We start from the raw sequence: 23,412 nt of genomic DNA, 5'->3' as shown, positions 1-23,412 counted from the left end.
CGGGCTTTGCCTAAAGACAAAACTGAAATAAATTCTACGGACCTGGCATTGAGGCCCCGTCGCAGCTCAGCTCAGCAGGATCATGACCTGCGGAATATGCCGGACAGACAGGCCCTGGGTCAGTGCCAGTGCCCCGATAGCCTCATGCGCGGCGCTGGTCGAAAAGACCGCGCTGACCGGCAGGGCGGCATCAACGCCGGGGCCGAGCATCACCTTTTCGGGCACATACCGCGCGAGTTCGCTCACCGCCTGGTCAAAGCGGCGGCCGTCAAAGATGATCCGGCCCTCGCGCCAGGCGAAGGCGATCTCGCGGTCGACCGGGCCGCGCGCGGCCACCGCCAGGCCCGTGCCATAGACCGCCTGTTCCGATGCGGCAAGATCGAGCGCCTGGCCCAGAGCGGAGCTTACCCGAACCCGACCCTCAGACACCGTGACGCGCGCCTCGCGATCTGCAAGCCCGACCGAGAACAGGCTGGCCTGCGCCTCGGTCACACCATCCAGCGCCGTGACCCGCAGGGGGCTGGTTCCGGCCTGCACCCGGAACTCGGCCTCGCCGCGCAGGAGCCTGACCTGTCGCTGCCCTTGCGTGAATTCCAGCGCCAGCGCGCTGTCGGTGTTCAGCGTGGCGATCGTGCCATCGGGGAGGGTCATCCCCGCCATCTCGCCAAAACCGGTATGAAGATCGGCGGTCCAGTCCTGCCAGCGATGCGGCAGATCCAGCGCCCATGCTCCGGCGCCTGCGGCGATGCCTCCGGCCAGAAAACCGCGCCGTCCGATCCGGGGCGCGGCAGGCTTTGCCACCGGCGGGACCGGGCCGGCCACTTCCCCAAGCCCGTCAAGCTGTTGCCAGAAACGGCGTTCCCCGGCAAAGGCGCGGGCATGGGCCTCTGACTGTGCCTTCCAGGCGCGGAACTGTTGCAGCTCTGTGGCGGCCACCTCGCCCGAGGCAAGACGCACGACCCAGTCCCGCGCCTCACGGGCGAGCTTTGCATCGGCCTTGGTCCGGGGGGCGGCGTCACTCATTCCTGTGGCTCGGCGATAACCCGTTGGCGCCGCGACCTGCCGGAGCAGAGCGGCACGGGCAGGGCGGATCAATCGTTCATGGCGTCGCGCAGATCGGCAAGATGCTCCAGCGCGCGGCGGATGTGATAATAGACGGCTTCGTCGCTCATTTCGAGCCGTTGCGCAATCTTGCGATGTGGCACCCCGTCGATCCGGTTCATCAGAAAGATGCGGCGGGTCTTTTCCGGGAGTTCCTCCAGCGCCGCCTGCACCCGGGCCAGCATGTCCCGCCCCATCACCGCGCGCTCGGCCGAGACCTCATCGGATTGTTCCCACAGAAGATCGCGCACCTCGGCGTCGATCTCTGCGCGGCGCCTTTCCTTGCGGAAATGATCGCGGATGCCGTTTTTGGTGACCTGAGACACAAAGCCCGCCGCATTCGCGATGCTGCTGTCGCTTTGTGCCGTTTCCAGCCGGATCCAGGTGTCCTGGACCAGATCTTCGGCCAGCGCGCGGTTGCCCAGCTGCGCCTGGGCCATGGCGAGAAGCCGGGGCCGCAGCGTCATAAAAGCGCCAATGAGTTCGCCGAGCCGCTTTTTTTCCAAGACTGGTCACCCTTGGCTGGTTGGACAGGGGTCTGTTTCCGGGCAAGCGGTAGCCGCCCCGGTATTTCCTGACAAGAGGCCCTGGGAATTATGGCGCACCGGTGTTGCATGGCGGTCCGCTCAGTCGGCGCCCACTGTTGCGGCAGTGCCCGCAAAGGGCTGCGGCGCGAAATGGGTGGGGATCTCGCTCAGCCCCGGAGCAGGGTCATCGGCGTCGATCAGGCGGAACAATGCCCCCAGCATCGCCGGAACATCCTGTTGCACCATAACGATATTTTCCGTCAGCACTGCCGCCAGCGGATCCCAGTCGAAACAGCCCACATGGGGCGCGACAGAGCCGAAATGCCCGCTGGAGCGTGTCCAGTGCAAAACGCCTTCCAGCGCGATGGTCGAATTGACGAATATGGCGCGCGGCAGCTGGCCGCGCCTGGTGGCCAGGGCTTCCAGCGCGGTGATCGCCCGGTCCGGCGCGTAGCCGGTGGCGAGAATCATCGTCTCATCCACCGTGATTCCGGCCTCTGCATGGGCGGCACGAAAGCCCCGGATCCGCTCGGATGTGTTGTGATCGCTCGCCCTTCCGCCGATGAAGGGGATCGGCTCGCCGCGATGGCGCTGGCTGGCCGAGGCGGCAAGGATGCGCCGTGTCAGTGCCAGCGCACCGCCAAAATTATCCGAGATCACCGAAGGCGCGCGGCTGCCGGGCAGATCGAGGTTGAGCGAGCGCACCCCCGCCGCCTCGCAGATCTTCGAGATCCGGTCGGGATCGGTGGCGCCGGTCGCAATCAGGCAATCGACCTGATGCGAGATCATCTCGCGCGCTGCCTGTATTTCCAGCGCCGGGTCGCGCATCGTGCAGGTAATGATTGGGAAAAGGTCGCGTTCCCGCGCCATTGCCTCGAAGCGTTCAACGATAGACCCAAAATAGCGGTTGTCGTATTTCGGCACGATCATCCCGATCAGCCGTGATTTTTCCCGCCGCAGGCCGCTGGCCTGAAGGTTCAGCGCATAGCCCTGTTCCTCGGCCGTGCGGGTGATGCGTTCCGCGAGCGAGGCAGAGATGCGGCGCTTTTTCCAGGTGCCGTTAAGAACCGCGCTGACCGCCGTCGGCGAGGCGCCCACCAGCACCGCCAGATCGTAAATCGTGGTGCGCCGCGCACGCGTTGGCGCAGGTTTTGGACGGAGTGGTGTCACGGTTTCCTCATTCCCTGGAAATGCAGCTTGACAGTTTCGCTGCGCTGACACAACCTTTTGCTACATCGGTTGAGCAGGAGGGCTACATCGATGGAACACGAATAATCTGCGCCACCGGCCCGGTTTCGGGAGCCTGGGGAGGATATCAGCAAAGTCAGAAATGCGCCGGATCACCGGTGTTTTCTGGCGGCGCATCTCTCCTCGTCGGCCTTACCATCCGGAGCGGGATTGGCCGTGTTGGCGATCAGCGGGGGCATGGGCCGCCCGCCCCATGTGGAGGAGAGACGAGATGAAATTTCATGCCTTGCCCGCAACGGCGCCCGTAATGGCGACAGCGCTGGCCATGTTGCTTGGTACTGCTGCCCTGGCGGAGCCTTCGGGTGTGGTGGGCTTCCTGATGCCCGACCAGGCTTCGACCCGCTATGAAGAGCATGACTTCCCCGGCTTCAAGGCCGAGATGGACAAGCTTTGCCCGTCTTGCGAGGTGATCTACCAGAACGCCAATGCCGATGTGGCACTGCAACAGCAGCAGTTCAATGCGCTGCTGACCCAGGGCGCAAAGGTCATCGTGCTGGATCCGGTCGACTCGGCGGCGGCGGCGGGGCTGGTGACGCTGGCGCAGGCGCAGGGCGTCAAGGTCATCGCCTATGACCGCCCGATCCCGGCAACGCCGGCTGATTTCTATGTGTCTTTCGACAATGAAGGCATTGGCTACGCCATCGCGAAATCGCTGACCGATCATCTGAAAGCCTCGGGCGTCGCAGATGGGGCAGGGGTGCTGCAGATCAATGGATCGCCCACCGATGCGGCAGCCGGGCTGATCCGCGACGGCATCCATCGAGCGCTGAAGGAATCCCCCTACAAGACGCTTGCCGAATTCGACACGCCCGATTGGGCGCCGCCGAAGGCGCAGGAATGGGCGGCGGGTCAGATCACCCGTTTCGGCGCCGAAATTACCGGTGTGGTCGCGGCGAATGACGGCACTGGCGGCGGCGCGGTTGCGGCCTTCAAGGCGGCGGGCGTGAGCCCGGTTCCCCCGTGACCGGCAATGACGCGACCATCGCGGCGCTGCAGCTGATCATTTCGGGCGACCAGTATAACACGATCTCGAAACCCTCTGAGATTGTGGCGGCAGCGGCGGCGAATATTGCGGTCACCTTCCTCAATGGCGAAACGCCCGAGGCAAAGACCACGCTTTATGACACGCCGTCCGAGCTCTTCGTTCCCGCCGTGGTGACGAAGGAAAACATCAAGGCCGAGATCTTCGACAAGGGGATCCAGACCGCTGAGCAGATCTGCACCGGCGAATATGCCGAAGGCTGCAAGGCGCTCGGGATCACCGAGTAAGCTCCCGTGCTCTGGCCCGACCGCATTGCTCCCTGGCGGTCGGGCCACATTCTATTGCGGAAGGCGCAGCGATGAGTGACGACAAACCCCCGAAAGGGGAGCTGCTGTTGCAGCTCACAGGTGTTTCAAAGAATTTCGGGGCCGTGTCGGCGCTGAGCGATATCGAGCTTGAGGTCCATGCCGGTGAGGTCGTGGCGCTGGTCGGCGATAATGGTGCCGGTAAATCGACGCTGGTGAAGGTGCTGGCGGGGGTGCATCAGCCCTCGGCGGGCGAGGTGCGGTTCATGGGGAAACCCGTGACCCTCGACAGCCCGGCCAAAGCGCTGGATCTGGGGATCGCGACCGTCTTCCAGGACCTTGCTCTGTGTGAAAACCTCGATGTCGTCTCGAACCTGTTTCTCGGCCATGAGATTTCGCCCTGGCGCCTCGACGAGGTGCAGATGGAGGTTCGGGCCTGGACGCTTTTGCGTGAACTTGCGGCGCGGATACCCTCGGTGCGCGAACCCGTCGCCTCGCTTTCGGGCGGGCAGCGCCAGACGGTGGCGATTGCGCGCTCGCTGCTGACGGACCCGAAGATTATCATGCTGGACGAGCCGACGGCGGCGCTTGGCGTGGCGCAGACGGCCGAGGTTCTGAACCTGATCGACCGGGTGCGCGCGCGCGGGCTCGGTGTGATCGTTATCAGTCATAATATGGAAGATGTCCGCGCGGTGGCGGACCGTATCGTCGTGCTCAGGCTGGGGAAGAACGGCGGGGTCTTCACGCCCGAGTCGAGCAACCAGGAACTGGTCGCGGCCATCACCGGCGCGTCGGAAAATGCGGTCTCGCGCCGCGCAAGCCGCAAGGCGGCGGAGGAGCACCATGAGTGACGTGAAACTCGCCCCCAAACCCCTTGACCGGGCGGATGAGCGGGTCAGAAACGATGACAGCCTTTCCGGTGCGGTGCGGCTGTTCATCGACCGGGTGCGGGCGGGCGATCTGGGCATCCTGCCGGTCGCGGTCGGGCTGGTGGTTATTTCGGTGGTTTTCTCCAGCCTGAACCCGGTGTTCCTGCTGCCGAATAACCTTGTGAACCTGCTTTTTGACTGTGCGACAGTTGGGGTGATCTCGCTTGGCATCGTCTGCGTGCTGATGCTGGGAGAGATCGACCTTTCCGTGGGCTCGATGAGCGGCTTCGCCTCGGCCCTGGTGGGTGTGATCTGGGTGAATATGGGCCTGCCTTTGCCGGTGGCAATTGGCGCGGCGCTGATTGCGGGCATGGTGATCGGCTTTGTCTATGCCACGCTTTACACAAGGCTGGGTATGCCGAGTTTCGTGGCGACACTTGCCGGGCTTCTCGCCATTCTGGGGATGCAGCTTTACATTCTTGGGCCGACCGGCTCGATCAACCTGCCGTTTTCCTCGCCGCTGGTGGCCTTTGGCCAGCTTCTGGTGATGCCGGCCTGGCTGTCGCATGGCCTTGCGCTGATCCCGGGGCTTGTCGTGCTGTTCGGCGGGCTTAATACGGCAAAGCGCCGCCGCGCCGCCGGGCTGACCGCGATGCCGCTGAGCCTTTTGCTGATCAAGGCGGGCGTCCTGACGGCGGCACTGCAATTCGCGGTCTGGTACCTGAACCTTGGCCGCGGCGTGCCGTGGATGTTCGGGCTGTTCGTCGGCCTTGTCGTTGCGATGCAATATGCGCTGACCCGCACCAAATGGGGCCGTTCGCTTTTCGCGGTCGGCGGCAATCGCGAGGCGGCGCGGCGGTCGGGCATCAATGTGCGGCGGATCTATTATTCGGCCTTCATGCTGTGCTCCACGCTGGCCGCTCTGGGCGGGGTGCTGGCGGCGGGGCGGCTTGCCTCTTCCAGCCAGCAGGCCGGCACGGGGGATGTGAACCTCAACGCCATTGCGGCTGCGGTGATCGGGGGCACGTCGCTCTTTGGCGGGCGCGGTTCTGCCTGGGCGGCGCTTTTGGGGATCATCGTGATCCAGGCGATTTCCAACGGGCTGACGCTTCTGAACCTGTCGTCGAGCCTGCGTTACATGATCACCGGAGCCGTGCTGGCCATTGCTGTGATCGTCGATTCCCTTGCCCGCCAGTCGCGTGCGACCCATGGGCGCGGTTGATATACAGGAGTTAAGAAATGGCTGAATCAATGCAGGACAAGGTCGTTGCGATCACCGGTGCGGCCTCGGGGATCGGGCTGGAATGCGCCCGCACCCTGGTCGCGGCCGGTGCGAAAGTGGTGCTGATCGACCGTGCGGAAGACCGGCTTAAGCAGCTTTGCGCCGAGATGGGCCCGAACGCGCTGCCTTTGGTCGTGGATCTGCTGGATGGCAAGCAGGTCTCGGCGATCCTTCCGAAGATCCTTGATCTCGCCGGGCGGCTGGATGTGTTCTATGCCAATGCCGGCGCCTATATCGGCGGTCCGGTGGCCGAGGGCGACCCCGACGCCTGGGACCGGATGCTGAACCTCAATATCAATGCGGCCTTCCGGTCTGTCCATGCGGTGCTGCCGCATCTGATCGCTCAGAAATCTGGGGATATCCTGTTTACCTCGTCGGTCGCGGGCGTGGTGCCGGTGATCTGGGAGCCGGTCTATACCGCGTCGAAATTCGCAGTCCAGGGCTTTGTCCATGCCACGCGCCGCCAGGTCGCGCCGCATGGTGTCAGGGTGGGCGCGGTGCTGCCCGGTCCGGTCGTGACCGCGCTGCTCGATGACTGGCCGAAAGCCAAGATGGATGAGGCGCTGGCCAATGGCAGCCTGATGCAGGCGAAAGAAGTGGCCGAAGCGGTTCTCTTCATGCTGACCCGTCCCCGGACCGTGACGATCCGCGATCTGGTGATCCTGCCCGCGACCTTTGATCTCTGAGGCACTGCCATGACCACTGCCCCCAAATATCTGATCGGTGTCGATGTCGGCACCGGCAGCGCCCGCGCGGGTCTGTTTGACCAGACCGGCCGTCTGCTCGCATCGGCAAAGCGCGAGATCACGCTCTGGCGCGGGCCGGGGGCGATGGTCGAACAATCCAGCGTGCAGATCTGGGGGGCGGTGGCGCAATGCGTGCGCGAGGTGATGGCGGGGGCAGATCCTGCCCTCGTCGCCGGGATCGGCTTTGACGCGACCTGTTCGCTGGTGGTTCTGGGCGAGGGCGGCGTGTCGCTGCCCGTTGGCCCGTCGGAAGACCCGGCACGTGATGTGATCGTCTGGATGGATCACCGTGCGGTCGATCAGGCCGAACGGATCAACGCACAGGGCCATGCGGTTCTGGCCTATGTCGGCGGTAAAATCTCGCCCGAGATGGAGACGCCGAAGCTTTTATGGCTGAAAGAAAACCGGCCGCAGATCTTCGCGGACGCGCGGCATTTCTTTGACCTGGCGGATTTCCTGACCTGGAAGGCCACGGGGGATGAGGCGCGTTCGACCTGTACCGTCACCTGCAAATGGACCTATCTGGCGCATGAAAACCGCTGGGATCCGTCTTACTTCCGCCAGATCGGGCTGGAAGAGCTGGCCGATGAACAGTTCGCCCGTATCGGCACGCGTGTGGTGCCGCCGGGAACTTCCCTTGGCCAGGGGCTGACGGCGGCGGCGGCGGCCGATCTTGGCCTTGCGCCCGGCACGCCGGTTGCGGCGGGGATGATCGACGCCCATGCCGGTGGTATCGGCACGGTCGGGATCGAAGGCTCGCCCCTGACCCATATGGCCTATGTTTTCGGCACCTCGTCCTGCACCATGACCTCGACGGCAGAGCCGGTCTTCGTGCCCGGGGTCTGGGGCCCGTATTTCTCGGCCATGGTTCCGGGGCTCTGGCTCAGCGAAGGCGGGCAATCGGCGGCGGGGGCAGCGATTGACCAGTTGCTCGATTTCCACCCCGCAAGCGCCGGGGCCAGGGCGGAGGCCCGGGGCAAGGGCCAGTCACTGGCGCTCTGGCTGACGCAGCGGATCCTTGCCCGCGCGCCTGATCTGTCACAGGCGGCAGCGCTGGCGGGGGATCTGCATGTGGTGCCGGAATTCCTTGGCAACCGCGCCCCCCATGCCGATCCGCATGCCCGCGCCGTGATCGCGGGGCTGGGGATGGAGCGCGACCTGGAAAACCTCGAGGCGCTTTACCTCGCCGGGATCTGCGGCGTGGCTTACGGGCTCAGGCAGATCCTTGATGTGCAGGATGCGGCCGGGGCCAGGGTCGAAAAGATCGTGATTTCCGGCGGCGCCGGGGAATCGCGGCTGATCCGCCAGATCCTGGCCGATGCCACCGGGCGTGTGGTGATGGGCTCGGCCTCGGATGAGCCGGTGCTGCTGGGTTCGGCCACACTTGGCGCGGTGGCGGGGGGGCTTTTCCCCGATATGCGCCCCGCCATGGCCGGATTGTCCGGCCCTGGCGAGGCGCATCAGCCGGCGGGCGGCGGGGCGAAAGCGCTGCATGAGCGGCGCTTTCAGGCCTTTACCGCGCTTCAGCAGGCGGCGCGGCTCGCGAGAGGAGCCTGACGCGCGACGAGGTGGCCGCCGCCGATATCTTCCAGTCGCACGCGGGCCGGTCCCTGGCCCAAAGGCCAGACCGGGCTCGGGATCTCGCCCGCCATCCGGGCCGCAGCTGCGCGCGGGCGTTTCGGATCGGGCACCGGCACGGCTTCCAGCAGGCGCTGTGTATAGGGGTGCTGCGGGTTGCCAAACAGCTGCGCGCGCGTGCCCATCTCGACAATCTGGCCGAGATACATCACCGCCACCCGGTCCGAGACATTCTCGACCACCGCCATGTCATGGCTGATGAAGAGGAAACTCACCCCCCTCTCGCGCTGCAAATCACGCAGCAGCTCCAGCACCTTGGCCTGAATCGACACATCCAGCGCGGCGACGCTTTCATCGCAGACGATCAGCTTCGGCTTCAGCGCCAGCGCGCGGGCGATGCAGATCCGTTGTCGCTGCCCGCCGGAAAACTGATGCGGGTAGCGGTTGTAGACCGAGGCTGACAGGCCGACCCGCTCCAGCAGGTCACAGACCCTTGCGCGCTGTTCTGCCGCTGTGCCGATACCATGGATCAGCAATGGCTCGCGGATCAGTTCGCCTACCGTCATCCGCGCATCAAGCGCCGCCATCGGGTCCTGGAAGACGATCTGTAAATCCCGGCGCAGCGCCTTGCGCGCGGCTCCGTCAAGCTCTGCCAGCGCCCGGCCTGCGACCTCGATCCGCCCGCTATGGGGCAAGAGGCCGACCAGCGCCCGCGCCATGGTCGATTTCCCGCAGCCGGATTCACCGACCAGCGACAGCGTCTCGCCTTTGAAAATTTCCAGCGATACCTGCTCGACCGCATGAACCTGCGCCGTCACCCGACCGAGCAACCCCTGGCGGATCGGAAAGCGGACCGAGACATCCTGGTAGCGCACCAGCACATCCTCTGTCGCCGTCGTGGTCCGCGCCGGCCCCCCGCCGATCCTTGGCACGGCGGCGAGCAGCTCACGCGTATAGGTTTCGCGGGGGCGTCGAAGAGGTCAATCGTCTTGGCGGTCTCTACGACCCGGCCCTTTTGCATCACGATCACCCGGTCGGCCATTTCCGCAACCACGCCCATGTCATGCGTGATCAGAATGACCGCCGTGCCCAGATCGCGTTGCAGGTCGCGGACCAGATCCAGCACTTCGCGCTGCACCGTCACATCCAGCGCCGTGGTCGGCTCATCGGCGATCAGCACATCGGGTTTCAGCGCAATCGCCATGGCGATCATCACCCGCTGACGCATGCCGCCGGACAGCTCATGCGGGAATTGTTCCAGCCTGCGCTCGGGCTGTGACAGCCGCACCGCCTTCAGCGCCTCAAGCGCACGGGCGCGGGCCTGGCGCATCGACAGTGGCTCATGTGCGCGGATCGCCTCGGTCAGCTGGCGGCCGATGGACATGACCGGGTTCAGGGCCGTCATCGGCTCCTGAAAGATCATGGCGATCCGGGCACCACGCAGGCGTTGCATCTTTGCCTCGGACAGACCGGTCAGCTCGGTCTCGCCCAGATGGATCGTGCCGCCGGTGACCCTGACCGCTGGCTGCGGCAACAACCCCATGATGGCGAGCGAGGTGATCGACTTCCCCGAGCCGCTTTCCCCCGCAATCGCCAGGGTCTCGCCGCGTCTGAGCTCAAGGCTCAGTCCCTCGATAAGGGGGATCAGCCCCTGGTCGGAGCGTGCCGAGACCCTGAGGTCCCGCAGCGAAAGCACCACATCATCAGCGGGGGAAGGCGCGGGCCTGGTCATTCGAAAACTGCACGCGGGAAGTAGAAGCTGACCACTACATTCGGCATGTCCACAATCTCGGAGATTCTGAGATCGCCGCAGACTGAACAGAGCATATAGGCGTCGACCGGCTCGAGTCTCTGCGTCACGCAGAGCAGGTCGATCATCGCCGAAACCGCATCCTTCGCCGCCGTCCAGAGATCGGGTCCGATGCCGGTTGTCGCCTCATAGCCCTTCGCGTCAAGATGGCGCGTTACCGGCCCTGGTGTGGTGAAACGCGGGGTTTTCAGCGGCTGGCCTTTGATCAGATCAAGGGTCAGTACCACATCGAACGGGCTTTCAATCGCAGTGCCGCAGACCTCGCCATCGCCCTGGGCGGCATGGGTGTCCCCTACGGAAAACAGCGCGCCTTCAACTTCGACCGGCAGGTAAAGCGTTGTTCCGGCGCTCAGATCACGGATGTCGAGATTGCCGCCCACCCGGCGCGGCGGCACGATCGAATGATGCCCTGCCTCGGCCAGCGCATTGCCGATGGTGCCGGCGAAAGGCTTCAGCGGCACACGGGCGTGGCGGCCGAACAGGGCGGGTTCCAGGCTGGTCGCATCGAATTTCCAGACATTCAGCGCCGGTTCCTCGAACTGGTCGGTCAGAAGGCCAAAGCCCGGGATATTCGCGGTCCAGCCAAAGCCCGCGCCGTCGCGCTGTTGCGGCGTGAAGCTGTCAATCGTGACCTTCAGCACGTCCCCCGGCTTTGCGCCATCGACAAAGACCGGCCCGGAGACCGGGTTGATCTTGCCAAAATCCAGCGCCGCCACATCCGCGACAGTCGAGCGGGGGCCAAGCTGGCCCCCGGAACTGTCGAGGCACTGGAACAGGATCGTCTCACCCGGGGCGGCTTTCAGCGCGGGCGCGAAAGAATTGTCCCAGCCGAAATGGTGCTGATGGGCGTGGATCGTATGATTGCAGTGCTTACACATGATCCGTGCTCACTCCTTGATATAGACGTAATCGTAGTTGACCGGGATCGAGACCGGATCGACATACAGCGCATCCGCCCCGCCCATACGCGGCGATTTCAGCGTAAAGCGCTGTTCGTTGAACACCGGCGCCCAGGGAGCATCTTCCATCACGCCCATATAGACATCGGACCAGAGTTTCAGGCGCTCGTCGGCTTTCGCCGGATCAACGGTGCTGTCCGCTTTCGCCGCCATCGCGTCGAGACCCTCGTTGCAATATTTCGACCAGTTCCAGCCGCCTTCGACCGCGCCGCCACAGCCAAGGATCGGGCCGTAGAAATTCGAGGGATCGGGGAAGTCGGCAATCCAGGCCATGCCACCGGACCAGATCATCGGGGCCGTGCCCGCACCGCCAGCCTCGATCACATTGGCCTGGGCGAGCGAGCGGATATTCGCGGTGATGCCGATGGCTTTCAGATCCTGCTGGATCGCCTGCGCGATGCGCGGGTTCGGGTCGGTGTTCATCACGTAAAGCTCGGTCTCGAACCCGTCCGCGTAGCCGGCCTCGCTCAGCAGCGCCTTTGCTGCGTCGACGTCATAGGCATAGCCCGCATAGTCTTTGGTATAGCCGGGCATTGAAGGCGGCAGCGGCTGGTTTGCCGGAACCGCACGGCCATTGATCACCTGGACGATCCGGTCCTTATTGATCGCCATATTGACGGCGCGGCGCACCTCGACCTTGTCAAAGGGGGCAGCGGTGACATTCATCGTGACATAGCCGGTATGGAGCTGGCCGCCTTCGACCACATTCGCAGCCTGGGCCGGGTCGCTCATTACCTCGACGAATTTCGCGGGTGGGATGCCGTCGCCGGGAATATCCACTTCGCCGTTTTGCGCCCGCAGAAGTGCCACGACCGGCTCCTGGCCAACCTCAACCGTGAAGCTGTCGAGATAGGGAACGCCCGCAATCCAGTAATCCGCGTTTTTCTCGAAGACGAGACGCTGGCCAAGCGTCCATTCCGCCAGCTTAAACGCGCCGGTCCCGACCGGCTTCTTGCCGAAATCGGCGCCTTCTGCCTCGACCACCTCTTTCGGCACCACATAAGAGAAATTCAGCGCCATGACATGCAGGAAGGTCGCATCGGGACGCGACAGTCTGAACACTACCGTCGCGGCATCCGGCGCCGAGACACCCGTCAGCGCCGAACCGTCAGCGGCGGTGGCGTCAAAGCCGTCGATCATGCCGAAAAAGCCCTGGCCCGGCGATTGCGTTGCCGGGTTCACCACCCGGTTGATCGAGTAGACCACGTCTTCAGAGGTCATCTCACGGCCATTGTGGAACTTCACCCCGGGGCGGAGTTTGAACGTATAGGTCAGCCCGTCTTCGGAAATCTCGTAGCTTTCGGCCAGACCGGGGCGCAGCGTGGTGGTGCCCGGCTCATAATCCATCAGCCCGTCAAAGACCGATTTGATCATCGACCAGTTCTGCCAGTCATAGCCGATCGCCGGGTCGAGCGTCGCGACATCGTCTTTGTAGGTCAAGATCATATTGCCGCCCGGGTGGGGGTCTCTGCAAGCGTCGGGCTCATCGCCATCATGGTGGCAAGGGCCGTAGAAAGGATAAGTTTTTTCATTGTTTCTCTCCTGTTGGTTTGGTCAGCGCAGTTTGATGCGCGGGTCGATAAGCGGGGAAATCAGGTCGGCAAGCAGATTGCCGATCACGATCGCAAAGGCCGAGACAAGCGTGACGCCCATGATGATCGGGATATCGACGCGCTGGATCGCCTGCCAGGCCAGCTGGCCGATGCCGGGCCAGCCAAAGACGCTTTCCACCACCACGATCCCGGACATGAAGATGCCGATATCAATGCCGATCATGGCGATCACCGGCAGGATGGCATTGGGGATGGCATGGCCAAGGATGATCCGCCCGCGCCCGAGACCCTTGGCCCGGGCGGTGCGGATGAAATCGGCGCGCAGCACATCCAGCATCGAGGACCGCATGATCCGCGCATACCAGCCCGAACCGAGGATCCCCAAAGTCAGCGCCGGCAGCACCAGATGCGCGAATGTGCCGTAGCCGCCGATCGGGAACCAGCCGAGCTTGACCGCAAAGACATAAAGGAGCAGCAGCGCCACCACGAATTGCGGCGCGGATACGGTGACAAAGCTTGAGAGCATCAGCACATTGTCGAGCGCACGGCCCCGGTAAAGCGCCGCGACGACGCCAAGGGTCAGGCCGATCACCAGCTCGCAGGTGATCGCGGCCAGCATCAGCAAGAGCGTCGCCGGCAGGCGCGAGGTGATCAACGCCGCCACTTCGGTCTTTTGCAGATATGAGCGGCCCAGATCGCCTTGCAGCAGGTTCCACAGATAATGGCCATATTGCACGACGAAGGGCTGATCGAGGCCCAGCTGGCGCCGGATGCTCGCGACCGTTTCGGGGGTGGCAGAGCGGCCAGCGATCTGGCGCACCGGGTCGGCGGGCAGCACGTAAAGCAGCACGAAGGTGATGAACGAGACCCCAAGGAGGATCAGCGCAGAGAGCGCAAGGCGGCGCAGGATATAGGCCAGCATCAGTCGCGCCCCTGTTGTGTCGGGTCGAGAATGTCACGCAAAGCGTCTCCGACCAGGTTGAAGGCGAGCGCGAGCAGAAGGATCGCGGCGCCGGGGATAAACACCAGCCAGGGTGCGGCCTGGAACCAGGTCTGGTTTTCAAAGATGATATTGCCCCAGGACGGGATCGGCGGCTGCACGCCCACGCCAAGGAAAGACAAAGTCGCCTCCAGAAGCACGGTGGTCGAGATCCCCAATGTGCCCCAGACAATCAGCGTCGGCAGAAGATGCGGCAGGATGTGGCGAAAGAGGATCCGTCCATGCCCGGCGCCCAGCGTCTTTTCGGCTGCGATGAAATCGCGCTCGGCCAGCGAGGAGGTCTGGGTAAAGATCACCCGGGCTGTCTGGACCCAGTTCACGAAAGCGATCACCAGGGCGACGATCCACAAAGACGGCTGAAAGATCGCGGCGAGGCAAATCGCCAGCAACAGCGCCGGAAAAGCCATCATCAGATCGGTGAACCGCATCAGGACCGTGCCGATGACCCCCGGAAATAGCCCGCGGTGACCCCGACCAGCGTGCCGATGAACAAAGCCGCGCCATTGGCCACCAGCCCGATGATCAGCGAGGTCTGCGCGCCGTATAACAGCCGTGACAGCAGATCGCGGCCCAGAAGGTCGGTTCCGAACCAATAGACCGGTCCGGGCGGCAGCGGCGCGCCCTCAAGGGTCAGGCCGTCGAAAAACTGCTCATTCGGATCGAAGGGCGCCAGCCAGTTGGCGAAGACCGCGCCGCCGACGCAGATTACGATGATCAGAAAGCCGAACAGCGCCAGTTTGCGCCCCATAAGGCGGCGCAGCACCGACGGCGCTTTGTCGGCGGGCGCGGTTGCGATAGGGGCAGCGGCGGTCATTTGCGGTCCTCTTTGCCCGGGGCTTCCGCCCGGTGATTGGCCACCAGCCTTGCGGCAGCGATCTCGATGGTGACGCGCCAGGCCATGGCGGTCTGGCGCAAAAGCTCATAGGCCTCGGCTTCGGATTTGCCGCGCAGGACGAAGATCATCACGGCCTGGACCACGGTCTGCCGTGCCGAAAGCCGGTCTTCCAGATCGGCGATCAGCGCATCCGAGGCGCGCGCCCGGTCGTAATTCGCCCGCGCCACCAGAAGCGCTGCATAGACGCCCTTGTCGCTCACGGGTTTCAGAAGCTGCGCATGGGCGCCCATGGTCAGCGCCCAGTTCAGCCGCCCCGGTGCCTCGGACCCGATCAGCGCGATCATCGGCATGGGCGAGGCCCCCGGCGCCCAGGGGAATTGTTCGTCATGGCCGGTATCGGCGTCGTAAAAGATGAAATCGGCGCTGAACGCCTCGGCGGGCAGATCGGGCCAGGCCTCGCGCAGCTCGAGCCCGATGACCCGGAGCTGGCGCGTCAGCCCCTGGATCGCGGGATGCGGCCGGTGCAACACAAAGGCCAGCGCATTGCCGAGGTTTTCGGTGCGGAGCCGCGTCATGACACCACCCGCAAGATCGGGGCAGAGGGCAGATCGCGGTCGCGCGCGGTCAGATAGGGGTCGGCGGCGCGCGGCGCATGGCGCAGGATCTCGTGAAAGCGCCCCTCCCGGATCTGTGCGATCACCACCGGCTGCGCAGCGTGGAAATGGGTCGGATCGAGGCGGGAGCGCGCGCCCCCCGGCGCATCGCGAAGCAGGTCTGCAAGGCTCAGCCGCTCGGCCCCGGGGCGGCCATGCAACAGCCGCGCGAGCTCATGTACCGAACGGCGCGCCACCTCGGCAATCGAGCCGCCGCGCCCCTCGCCGGGCTCGAACCAGGGGCCGGCCGCGATCAGACCCTCGGCCCCGCCCTGGCTGCTTTCGATCTCGCATTCGGTGAAATTGCACGACAGCACCTGCAGCCGCGCCCCGGTCCTGTCGCGCAGATCCCGGAGCTGCGACAGGAAGGCATAATCGCTTTCCCCGACCAGCGAATTCAGGATGAAATCGGGCTGCAAAGCCGCGATCTCATTGATGATATGACTGGAATCGCAATCGCCAAGCGCCAGATAGCGGTCGCCCGCCACCTCGCCGCCAAGCGACGCGATCCGTTCGCGCGCGATCTGCGCGATCTCCCAGCCCCAGATGTAATTCGAGCCGACCAGATAGCCGCGCCGCCCGAGCGCGGGCAGCGCCCAGTCCAGCAGCGGCAGCAGATGCTGGTTCGGGCAGGAATGCAGATAGGCCACACGTTCCGAGGCCTCGAACCCCTCATAGGGCAGCGGATACCAGAGCACGCCGTCAAAGCGTTCCAGCTCGGGGATCACCTCTTTGCGGCTGGACGAGGTGACACAGCCGAAGATATGGCGCGCCCCGGTTTCGCGCAGGATCTCGCGGCACAAAGGTGCATAGCGGTCGGTGCGGCCTTCGGGGTCGCGCCCGCAGACGCGGAAACACAGGTCGTAATCGGGGCTCGCATTGACCTCGGCCACGCCGCGCAACAGTCCTGCCCGGCTGATGACCGAAAGGGCGGCGTAATTGCCGCTCTGCGATTGCAGGATGCCGATATCGATGCTGCGTTTCATCACGCCCCAAAAATGCAAAAAACCCCGCGCCGATCTGCGTGGATAACGCGATCAGAACGGGGCGTGGCTGCCGGTATTTGACATAACGGTAACGCGGCTGCGATCCGAAGGGAAGCCGGAACCGGGAGGATACCGGCTTTCTTCGGTCTTTTGCGTAAATTTCGGGCCGAAGCCTGCGCTCCGGCCCGCAAAAGCGGCTATTTCAGCAGGGCATCCAGCGGCACGGGTTCCGAGATCGTCCAGGTGCCGACCACGGCCGGCTTGCCGTTTTCGGTGCCGATGATGCGATATTCGGCCTTGTTCTGGTGGTGCAGCTCGGTGGTGAAGGTGCGCGGGCCGAAGAGGGTCGGCTCTTCATTCATCTTCTCCAGCTCGGCGACAACGGCTGCGGTCTCGGTGGTGCCGGCGCGCTCGACCGCCTTTGCCCAGACGTCAATCATCACATAGCCCGGGAAGGTATACTGCGTCGCGGGGGGCGCGCCGGTGGCCTCTGCATATTTCTTCACAAAGGCGTTCACATCGGCACTCGGGTCATCGCCGAAGACCGAACCCTGCGCCGGCACGTAGAAATTCGACAGATCGGGCACCGCCGACATCCAGTAGCTGCCATCGGCGCCCGAGCCGTTCAGGAGCATCGAATTGATCCCCGCCGCGCGGATCTGTTTCACCGCCGAGACAAAGCCCGGCATCATCGAGCAGAGCATGATCGCATCGGGCTCTTCCGGCAGCGCCTTGATCCGCGAGATCTGTGCCGCGATGGAGGCATCCTCGTTCACGAACGTATCCTCGCCGACCAGCTTTGCTTCCGGCAATTGCGGCAGCATCCAGTCAAAGCCGTCACAGATCCCTTTGTTATATTCGGTCCAGGTGTCGAGCAGGCGGTAATAGCTCCGTGCGCCTTTTTCCTTATAGGACCATTCCGCCATGGTCGCGCCCTGGACCGGTGCCAGAACCGAGGCCGAAAAGCTGTTCGGCCCGACGCCCTGGATGCCTGCCTTCACCGATTCCGCGCAGATGAAGAAGGAAATCACCCCGAGGCTTTCCGCCGCAAGTGCGGCAGGCGCGCCGAAGTCATAATCGCAGGAGACCACGACCAGATCCGCGCCCTGATCCACGACCGAAAGCCCGGCCTTCGCGCCTTCGGCCATATCGGTTTTGGTGTCGGCGGTCACCACCTCGATCTGTTTGCCCAGAAGGCCTCCGGCCTCGTTGATCTCCCTGATGCGGATCATCGCCGCGTCTTCGGCGGGCTTGTCATAGCCCTGCATGAAACCGGTCTGGGCGGTGGCAAAGCCCACCACGATCCGCGCGTCATCTGCCAGCGCCGGGCCGGCAAGGCAGGTGGACGCGGCCAGCATGGTCATCAGTTTTTTCATTTTCAGGCTCCCTGTTGCTTGGGTTATCGCGACGGTTCAGCCGTCGCCTGTCATGCCCCTCGCGGTCAGCGCCGCCTGGGGAGTTTCAATTCGCGATTGCCCATGATGCCGGAGGGGCGGAACATCAGGATCAGGATCATCACCAGGCCAAGCCCGATCTCCTGCACGCCGCCGGGCAGCGCGAAGGTCGTGTCACCGATCTGCACCCCCGCCTCCAGCCAGCGCAGAGCCTGGATCAGGGATGACAGGATCAGCACGCCCAGAACCGCCCCCGACAATGACGCCATGCCGCCGACCACCAGCATCGAAAGCGTGGTGAAGGTGAGCCCGAGATAGAAGGAGTTCGGCGTCACCACCCCGATTGACAGCGCGAGCATGGCACCGCCTGCGCCCATCACCGCGCCGGAAAGGATGAAAGCGATCAGCCTCGCGCGAGGGATATCGACGCCCGAGGCTCGGGCGGCGGTCGGCTCGTCGCGCGCGGCCCTGAGGATCAGCCCCTGGCGCGAGATCGAATAGGCCCAGGCCACGATCACGGCGAGGCTCGCGACCCCCAGATAGGGCCAGACCGAGCGGATGATCGGGATGCCGACAATCGACGAGGTGCCGCCGGTCACGCCTGACCAGTTGGAATAGATCGCATTGATCATCGCGAGCATCGCGAAAGTGGCAATCGAGGCGGCGATGCCGGAGAGCCGCATCAGGATTGCGCCGAAGATGCCTGCCCAGAGCGCGGCCCAGAGCGCGGCGAGGCCAGCGGCGGCCCACCAGCCGATCTCCATGCTCATCAGCCAGTCGGGCAGGCCGGGCATGGCGTTTTTCTTCATCATCGGCCTGATCGTGGTCCAGGCCACGACATAACCGCCAAGGCAGGCAAAAGCGGCATGGCCGAAACTGATCACGCCCGAATTGCCGATGAAGATATAAAGCCCGGTCACCAGCGTCACCTGCACCAGCATGTCGATGATCGTCTGGTTGAAGGGGCGCGACCCGACCGCCCAGGACAGGATCGCGAAGGCGACGAGCAGCAGGATCAGGATCACCGGGGTCGCAAGGGATCTGCGCAAAATGGTCAGGGAGGAGGTCTGACGCATGATTTACACCCTTTCCTTCATGCCGCGTGCGCTCAGGATCCCCTGCGGGCGGAAGATCAGCACAAGGATCACCGCGCCATAGACAAAGGCATCGCGGAAGACGCGGGCCTCTGGGGGCAGAAGGGATTGCAAAAGAGTCGCGGTGGCGCCCAGCAAAAAGCCTGCAAGCACCGCGCCGGCAAGGCTGCCCATGCCGCCAATCACGGTCGCGATAAAGGCCATCAGCATGACATTGGCACCCATCACGATATTGGCGGTGCCGGTCTGGCTGCCGAGGATCAGCGCAATGGCCCCGGCCAGCGCCCCCGACAGCGCGAAGGCGACCATGATCACCCGGTTGGCGCGCACACCCAGCATCCGCGCCATGGTGAAATTCTCGGCCGCCGCCCGCATCTCAAGCCCGAAACGGGTGCGTCGCAGGAAGACCGTCAGCCCAAGCAGAACGCCCACCGTCACGAGGATGGTGATCAGCTGCAACAGCGGCACGCGGGCGCCGAGGACGGTGACCGGTTGGCTCAGTTCAGGAAGCAGCGCGATGGATTTCGGCCGGCTGGAAAACAGCATCAGCAGGAAATAGCGGATGACAAAGCCAAGCGCGAAAGAGGCGATCATCATGGTTGCCGGGTTGGTGTTGCGGAACCTGCGAAAGACGACCAGTTCGCACAGGACCGAAAGCCCTGCTCCCATCGCCAGCACGAAGGGGATCAGCAGGTACCAGGGCAGATTGCCTGCGAAAACAATGGCGATGGCATCGACCGAGGGCCATAAAAGCGCGAAAACGCAAAAGGCGATCACATCGCCATGGGCGAAATTCACCAGCCGCATCACTCCGAAGATCAGCGCGATCCCCAGGGCGCCAAGCGCGTAAAGCGAGCCCAGAGACAGCGCGTCGAAGATGATCTGAAGCGCGCTCATACCTGTTCTCCATATCCGAAATAGGCGGCCTCGATGGCCTCGCTTTTGCCAGGCGCGCGCGCGTCGCCGTCCAGCACGATCTCGCCCCCCCGCATCAGCATCATGCGGCCCCCGACCAGCATCGCGCGGGTCGAGCTTTGCTCGACGATCAGCAGCGTCAGGCGGCGTTCCTGCTGCAAAGCGATCAGGCGCTCGTAAACCTGATCGGTGATGTTCGGCGCGAGGCCGAGTGAGGGTTCATCAATCGCGATCAGCCGCGGATGCGTCATCAGCGCCCGCCCGATCACCAGCATCTGCTGTTGCCCCCCGAGAGCAGACCGGCCTGGGAATGGCGGCGCTCTTTCAGGATCGGGAAGGTCGCATAGACGGTCTCGAGTTCCGCTGCCGCCCGGGCGCGCCAGCCGTTCTCGCCCGAATGCATCCCGGTGCCGACCATCAGGTTTTCCTCGATGGTCAGGCTGGCGAAGACATCGCGGCCCTCGGGCACCATCGACAGCCCAAGCCGCGCGATTGTCTCTGGCACAAGTCCGGTAATATCGCGCCCGGCAAAGTCGATGCGGCCGCCGGCGGGCGGCGTCACCCCGGCAATCGCACGCAGGAGCGAGCTTTTCCCCGCCCCGTTCGGACCGGTGATGAAGAGCACTTCGCCTTCTTCCAGGGTGAAGCTGACATTTCTGACAGCGGTCAGGCGGGAATAGCGCACCCCGATATCCGAGACCTTCAACAGGCTCATACCAGCGCCTCCTGAACTGGCAGACCGGTATCGGCGGCGGTGCCCATATAGGCGTGGCGCACCCTCTCGCTTGCGCGGATGGCGGCGGGCGGGCCGGTCTCGATCACGGCGCCGGAGTCGAGCACGACGATATGGTCACAGACCCCCAGAACAAGGCCGACATTATGCTCGATCAGCAAAACACCGCAGCCCCGTTCGCGGGCGATGCGACGGATCAGGTCGGAGAGGTCGCGGGCCTCCTGGGGGCTCATCCCGGCCGCAGGTTCGTCCAGCAACAGGAAGTCCGGCGCCCGCATCAAAGCGCGGCCAATGGCGACGCGGCGCTCGTCGGTATAGGGCAGGGTGCCGGCGATGCGGTCGGCCAGGGCTGATATGCCGATCCAGTCGAGCATCTCCCCGGCCTCGCGGATTGCGGCGGCGCGCGACAGGCCGAGGCCAAGTCCGGTGACTTCCAGATTGTCGATCACCGGCAGGTCACGAAACAGCCGGCCGCCCTGGAAGGTGCGGGCAACGCCGCGCCGCCGCACCTCATGCGCCGCAAGCCCCGTGAGGCTGGCGCCGTCCAGCAGGACAGCGCCAGAGGTCGGGGCCTGAAACCCCGTCAGCACATTGACGAGGGTGGTCTTGCCCGCGCCGTTCGGCCCGATCAGCCCGAGGATCTGGCCGGATCTGAGCTGAAGGCTGACCTCTGACAGGGCTTTAAGCCCGGCAAAGGCGACCGAAACCCCGTCTGCGCTGAGTTCGCTCATTTTGCCCCATTCCTTTGATGATCTGGTCCTTTGGTGATCAGATAGGACCCGCTTTGGTCGAGACTGGCCGTCCAGCCCGGCTCGATGACAATGGTGGTGGTGACTTCCTCGATCACGGCAGGGCCGGTGATACGGTCGCCCGCGCCCAGTTTCGCACCGTCATAGATAGGGGTTTGCACCCGGGTGCCGTCTGCCCGGAACACCGCATCACGGTGGGACTTCACCGCGCTGTCGGCCCCTTTTCCCGCCGCAATCGTCATCCGCGCTGGTTTGTCGACCAGCCCGTAAACCGTGCTTTCGATATTGACGACCTCGACCACTGAATGCGGCTCGGCATAGGTGTAGAGCTGTTCATGGCGGCGGTGGAACGCGTCTTTGATCCGCGCGATGCTGGTGTCATCGACCACAAAAGTGTCGATTTCCACGGTGCATTCATGGACCTGGCCGACATAGCGCATATCGAGGCTGCGTTTGACCCGGCTGGTCGCCTGGCCAAAGCCGTCCCCGCGCAGATGTTCAAGGCCCTGGGCCTCGATCTGGCTGAACAGCGCGTCGATTTTTGCAGGCGCGCCGGGCGCATCCAGCCGCAACGGCGAGGTGGCCATGTAATTGTATTTCACATCCGAGATGATCTGGCCAAAGGCGCAGAGCCCGGAGGCGAGTTTCGGCAGCACGATCGTGTCGATCCCGATCGCATCCGCCAGCGCCGTGATATGCGCCGCCGTGGCACCGCCTGCGCCCACCAGCACGAAATCGCGCGGGTCATAGCCGCGCTCAACCGTCACCCGGCGGATGCCATTCACCATATTGGCGTTGACGATGGTGAACATGCCGTAAGCCGCGCGCTCAACGCTCATATTCAGCGGGTCCGCGAGCCGCGTCTTCACCGCCGCTGCGGCCTTTTCGGCATCCAGCGGCAGGCGGCCCCCCACGAGGCCGTCGGGGTTCAGATAGCCCAGCACCAGGTTCGCATCCGATACCGTCGGCTCGGTCCCGCCCTGACCGTAACAGGCCGGCCCGGGGCTGGAGCCCGCCGATTGCGGCCCCATCTGCATCAGCCCCATTTCGTCGATCCAGCCGACAGATCCGCCACCGGCGCCCAAAGTCTCGACCTGAATCATCGGCACCCCGATCCGGTAGCGCAGGAAGTCGATGTTTTTGTTGATATTGGTCGAGCCGTCTTTCGTCAGCGTGATGTCGAAAGAGGTGCCCCCCATATCGACGGTGATCACGTCTTTCCTGCCAAAGGGCGCGCAGACATATTGCCCCGCGACCGGCGCCGAGGCTGGCCCGGAATTGATTGCATAGACCGACCGGTCCGTCATCACCTGGCCAACTGCGAGACCGCCATTCGACTGGTAGTAGCGCACCGGTTGCTTTGCGCCGAGAGAGCGGAAGTAGCCGTCCACCGCCTCGACATAACGTTTCATGATCGGTGCGAGATAGCCATTTACGACCGCCGTCGAGGTGCGGGTATATTCACGCACCTGCGGGTAAAGCTCGCTCCCCAGTGTCAGGATCACGCCGGGCATCATCTCGCGCACGATCTCGCCGGCCCGGCGTTCGTGACCGGGATGCAGCACCGACCAGACGAAACTGATCGCCACCGTGTCGATCCCTTCGGCGCGGAAAATCTCGCAGGCGGCCCGGATATCGGCCTCGTTCAGGGGCACCCGCACTTCGCCCGTCGAAAGCACACGTTCGCTGATGCCGCGCCGCAGGTAACGCGGCACCAGCATCGTCGCGGGCGGATATTCCGGGTCGTAACGGTAGCCGTCTTCCTTATGGCCCAGCCGGATTTCCAGGCTGTCTTCATGGCCGGCGGTGCAGATCAGCCCGGTTTTCGCACCCTTATGCTGGATCAGCGCGTTAAGGCCGACGGTCGTCCCATTGATACAAAGATCGCAATTCGGGATGATCTGATCGGCGGGCACGCCGATCTCCTCCGCGATGATCGCGAGGCCGTTTTTGATGGCGAGCGTCGGATCCTGCGGCGTGGACAGTGCCTTGAAAAGCCGCACCTGCCCGGACCTGTCGGCCAGCACGAAATCGGTGAAGGTGCCGCCGGCGTCGATGCCAAGTCTGTATTCGGATTTCATAGCCTTACCCCC

Annotated in this window: 22 protein-coding genes and 2 pseudogenes; 6 read left to right on the top strand and 18 right to left on the bottom strand. The window is 64.2% G+C overall.

Translation table 11 applies throughout. The features are described 5' to 3' along the window. Nucleotides 1–66 precede the first annotated feature (66 nt). From QNO18_RS18920 to QNO18_RS18910, 3 genes are all read right to left on the bottom strand, one after another. Nucleotides 67–1,023, bottom strand: coding sequence for a FecR domain-containing protein (locus QNO18_RS18920; RefSeq protein ID WP_283179096.1), 957 nt, complete (start codon nucleotides 1,021–1,023; stop codon nucleotides 67–69). Nucleotides 1,024–1,091: 68 nt separating this feature from the next. Then, on the bottom strand, nucleotides 1,092–1,568 hold the full coding sequence (locus QNO18_RS18915; RefSeq protein ID WP_283179095.1) for a sigma-70 family RNA polymerase sigma factor: 477 nt from the start codon (nucleotides 1,566–1,568) through the stop codon (nucleotides 1,092–1,094). A gap of 159 nt (nucleotides 1,569–1,727) precedes the next feature. Continuing rightward, complete coding sequence (locus QNO18_RS18910) at nucleotides 1,728–2,798, bottom strand: LacI family DNA-binding transcriptional regulator (protein WP_283179094.1); 1,071 nt, start codon at nucleotides 2,796–2,798, stop codon at nucleotides 1,728–1,730. Nucleotides 2,799–3,087: 289 nt separating this feature from the next. On the opposite strand from QNO18_RS18910, the gene QNO18_RS18905 reads away from it, so the two are divergent. From QNO18_RS18905 to QNO18_RS18880, 6 genes are all read left to right on the top strand, one after another. Further along, nucleotides 3,088–3,840 (top strand): substrate-binding domain-containing protein, encoded by a 753-nt coding sequence (locus QNO18_RS18905; protein WP_283179093.1) that lies wholly within the window; start codon nucleotides 3,088–3,090, stop codon nucleotides 3,838–3,840. Beyond that, nucleotides 3,837–4,145 (top strand): hypothetical protein, encoded by a 309-nt coding sequence (locus tag QNO18_RS18900; RefSeq protein WP_283179092.1) that lies wholly within the window; start codon nucleotides 3,837–3,839, stop codon nucleotides 4,143–4,145. The genes QNO18_RS18905 and QNO18_RS18900 overlap by 4 nt, the downstream gene beginning before the upstream one ends. Nucleotides 4,146–4,216: 71 nt before the next feature. Further along, nucleotides 4,217–5,014 carry an ATP-binding cassette domain-containing protein gene (locus QNO18_RS18895; protein WP_283179091.1) on the top strand — a complete coding sequence of 266 codons (798 nt, stop codon included), beginning with the start codon at nucleotides 4,217–4,219 and terminating at the stop codon, nucleotides 5,012–5,014. After that, nucleotides 5,007–6,254, top strand: coding sequence for a sugar ABC transporter permease (locus tag QNO18_RS18890; protein WP_283179090.1), 1,248 nt, complete (start codon nucleotides 5,007–5,009; stop codon nucleotides 6,252–6,254). Before QNO18_RS18895 ends, QNO18_RS18890 begins: the two co-directional genes overlap by 8 nt. A gap of 17 nt (nucleotides 6,255–6,271) precedes the next feature. Beyond that, nucleotides 6,272–7,000, top strand: coding sequence for an SDR family oxidoreductase (locus tag QNO18_RS18885; protein ID WP_283179089.1), 729 nt, complete (start codon nucleotides 6,272–6,274; stop codon nucleotides 6,998–7,000). Nucleotides 7,001–7,009: 9 nt separating this feature from the next. Continuing rightward, a complete protein-coding gene (locus tag QNO18_RS18880) occupies nucleotides 7,010–8,617 on the top strand; it encodes an FGGY-family carbohydrate kinase (protein WP_283179088.1) in 1,608 nt (535 codons plus the stop codon). Here QNO18_RS18880 and QNO18_RS18875 read toward each other — a convergent pair. From QNO18_RS18875 to QNO18_RS18810, 15 genes and pseudogenes are all read right to left on the bottom strand, one after another. Continuing rightward, a pseudogene (locus tag QNO18_RS18875) lies at nucleotides 8,584–10,370 on the bottom strand (ABC transporter ATP-binding protein). The gene QNO18_RS18880 and the pseudogene QNO18_RS18875 overlap by 34 nt on opposite strands. Continuing rightward, nucleotides 10,367–11,326: an acetamidase/formamidase family protein gene (locus QNO18_RS18870; protein WP_283179087.1), complete on the bottom strand. Its 960-nt coding sequence runs from the start codon at nucleotides 11,324–11,326 to the stop codon at nucleotides 10,367–10,369. Before QNO18_RS18870 ends, QNO18_RS18875 begins: the two are co-directional and overlap by 4 nt. A gap of 9 nt (nucleotides 11,327–11,335) precedes the next feature. Continuing rightward, a pseudogene (locus QNO18_RS18865) lies at nucleotides 11,336–12,939 on the bottom strand (ABC transporter substrate-binding protein). A gap of 22 nt (nucleotides 12,940–12,961) precedes the next feature. Further along, nucleotides 12,962–13,882, bottom strand: coding sequence for an ABC transporter permease (locus QNO18_RS18860; protein ID WP_283179085.1), 921 nt, complete (start codon nucleotides 13,880–13,882; stop codon nucleotides 12,962–12,964). After that, a complete protein-coding gene (locus QNO18_RS25730; protein WP_349293893.1) occupies nucleotides 13,882–14,388 on the bottom strand; it encodes an ABC transporter permease in 507 nt (168 codons plus the stop codon). Before QNO18_RS25730 ends, QNO18_RS18860 begins: the two co-directional genes overlap by 1 nt. Further along, a complete protein-coding gene (locus tag QNO18_RS25725; protein ID WP_349293892.1) occupies nucleotides 14,388–14,774 on the bottom strand; it encodes a hypothetical protein in 387 nt (128 codons plus the stop codon). The genes QNO18_RS25730 and QNO18_RS25725 overlap by 1 nt, the downstream gene beginning before the upstream one ends. Then, entirely contained in the window at nucleotides 14,771–15,370 is a 600-nt protein-coding gene (locus QNO18_RS18850) for an ANTAR domain-containing protein (protein WP_283179084.1), read from the bottom strand. Before QNO18_RS18850 ends, QNO18_RS25725 begins: the two co-directional genes overlap by 4 nt. Then, nucleotides 15,367–16,434: a transporter substrate-binding protein gene (locus QNO18_RS18845; RefSeq protein ID WP_283179083.1), complete on the bottom strand. Its 1,068-nt coding sequence runs from the start codon at nucleotides 16,432–16,434 to the stop codon at nucleotides 15,367–15,369. The genes QNO18_RS18850 and QNO18_RS18845 overlap by 4 nt, the downstream gene beginning before the upstream one ends. 197 nt (nucleotides 16,435–16,631) lie before the next feature. Beyond that, nucleotides 16,632–17,810, bottom strand: coding sequence for an ABC transporter substrate-binding protein (locus QNO18_RS18840; protein WP_283179082.1), 1,179 nt, complete (start codon nucleotides 17,808–17,810; stop codon nucleotides 16,632–16,634). 65 nt (nucleotides 17,811–17,875) lie between these two features. Continuing rightward, nucleotides 17,876–18,904: a branched-chain amino acid ABC transporter permease gene (locus QNO18_RS18835; RefSeq protein WP_283179081.1), complete on the bottom strand. Its 1,029-nt coding sequence runs from the start codon at nucleotides 18,902–18,904 to the stop codon at nucleotides 17,876–17,878. Nucleotides 18,905–18,907: 3 nt separating this feature from the next. Then, nucleotides 18,908–19,819, bottom strand: coding sequence for a branched-chain amino acid ABC transporter permease (locus QNO18_RS18830; protein WP_283179080.1), 912 nt, complete (start codon nucleotides 19,817–19,819; stop codon nucleotides 18,908–18,910). Continuing rightward, on the bottom strand, nucleotides 19,816–20,112 hold the full coding sequence (locus QNO18_RS18825; RefSeq protein ID WP_283179079.1) for a hypothetical protein: 297 nt from the start codon (nucleotides 20,110–20,112) through the stop codon (nucleotides 19,816–19,818). The genes QNO18_RS18830 and QNO18_RS18825 overlap by 4 nt, the downstream gene beginning before the upstream one ends. After that, the gene (locus QNO18_RS18820) at nucleotides 20,103–20,552 is read right to left on the bottom strand and encodes an ATP-binding cassette domain-containing protein (protein ID WP_283179078.1); all 450 of its coding nucleotides are present in this window, start codon (nucleotides 20,550–20,552) and stop codon (nucleotides 20,103–20,105) included. Before QNO18_RS18820 ends, QNO18_RS18825 begins: the two co-directional genes overlap by 10 nt. After that, complete coding sequence (locus QNO18_RS18815; RefSeq protein ID WP_283179077.1) at nucleotides 20,549–21,301, bottom strand: ABC transporter ATP-binding protein; 753 nt, start codon at nucleotides 21,299–21,301, stop codon at nucleotides 20,549–20,551. Before QNO18_RS18815 ends, QNO18_RS18820 begins: the two co-directional genes overlap by 4 nt. Further along, nucleotides 21,298–23,400, bottom strand: a complete 2,103-nt coding sequence (locus tag QNO18_RS18810; protein ID WP_283179076.1) for a hydantoinase/oxoprolinase family protein — start codon at nucleotides 23,398–23,400, stop codon at nucleotides 21,298–21,300. The genes QNO18_RS18815 and QNO18_RS18810 overlap by 4 nt, the downstream gene beginning before the upstream one ends. Nucleotides 23,401–23,412: the final 12 nt, after the last annotated feature.

Origin of the sequence: Gemmobacter sp. 24YEA27, assembly GCF_030052995.1 — a bacterium.
GTDB lineage: Bacteria > Pseudomonadota > Alphaproteobacteria > Rhodobacterales > Rhodobacteraceae > Pseudogemmobacter.
Note: the sequence above shows the minus strand (reverse complement) of the source record. Positions and strands in the feature narration are given on the sequence as shown.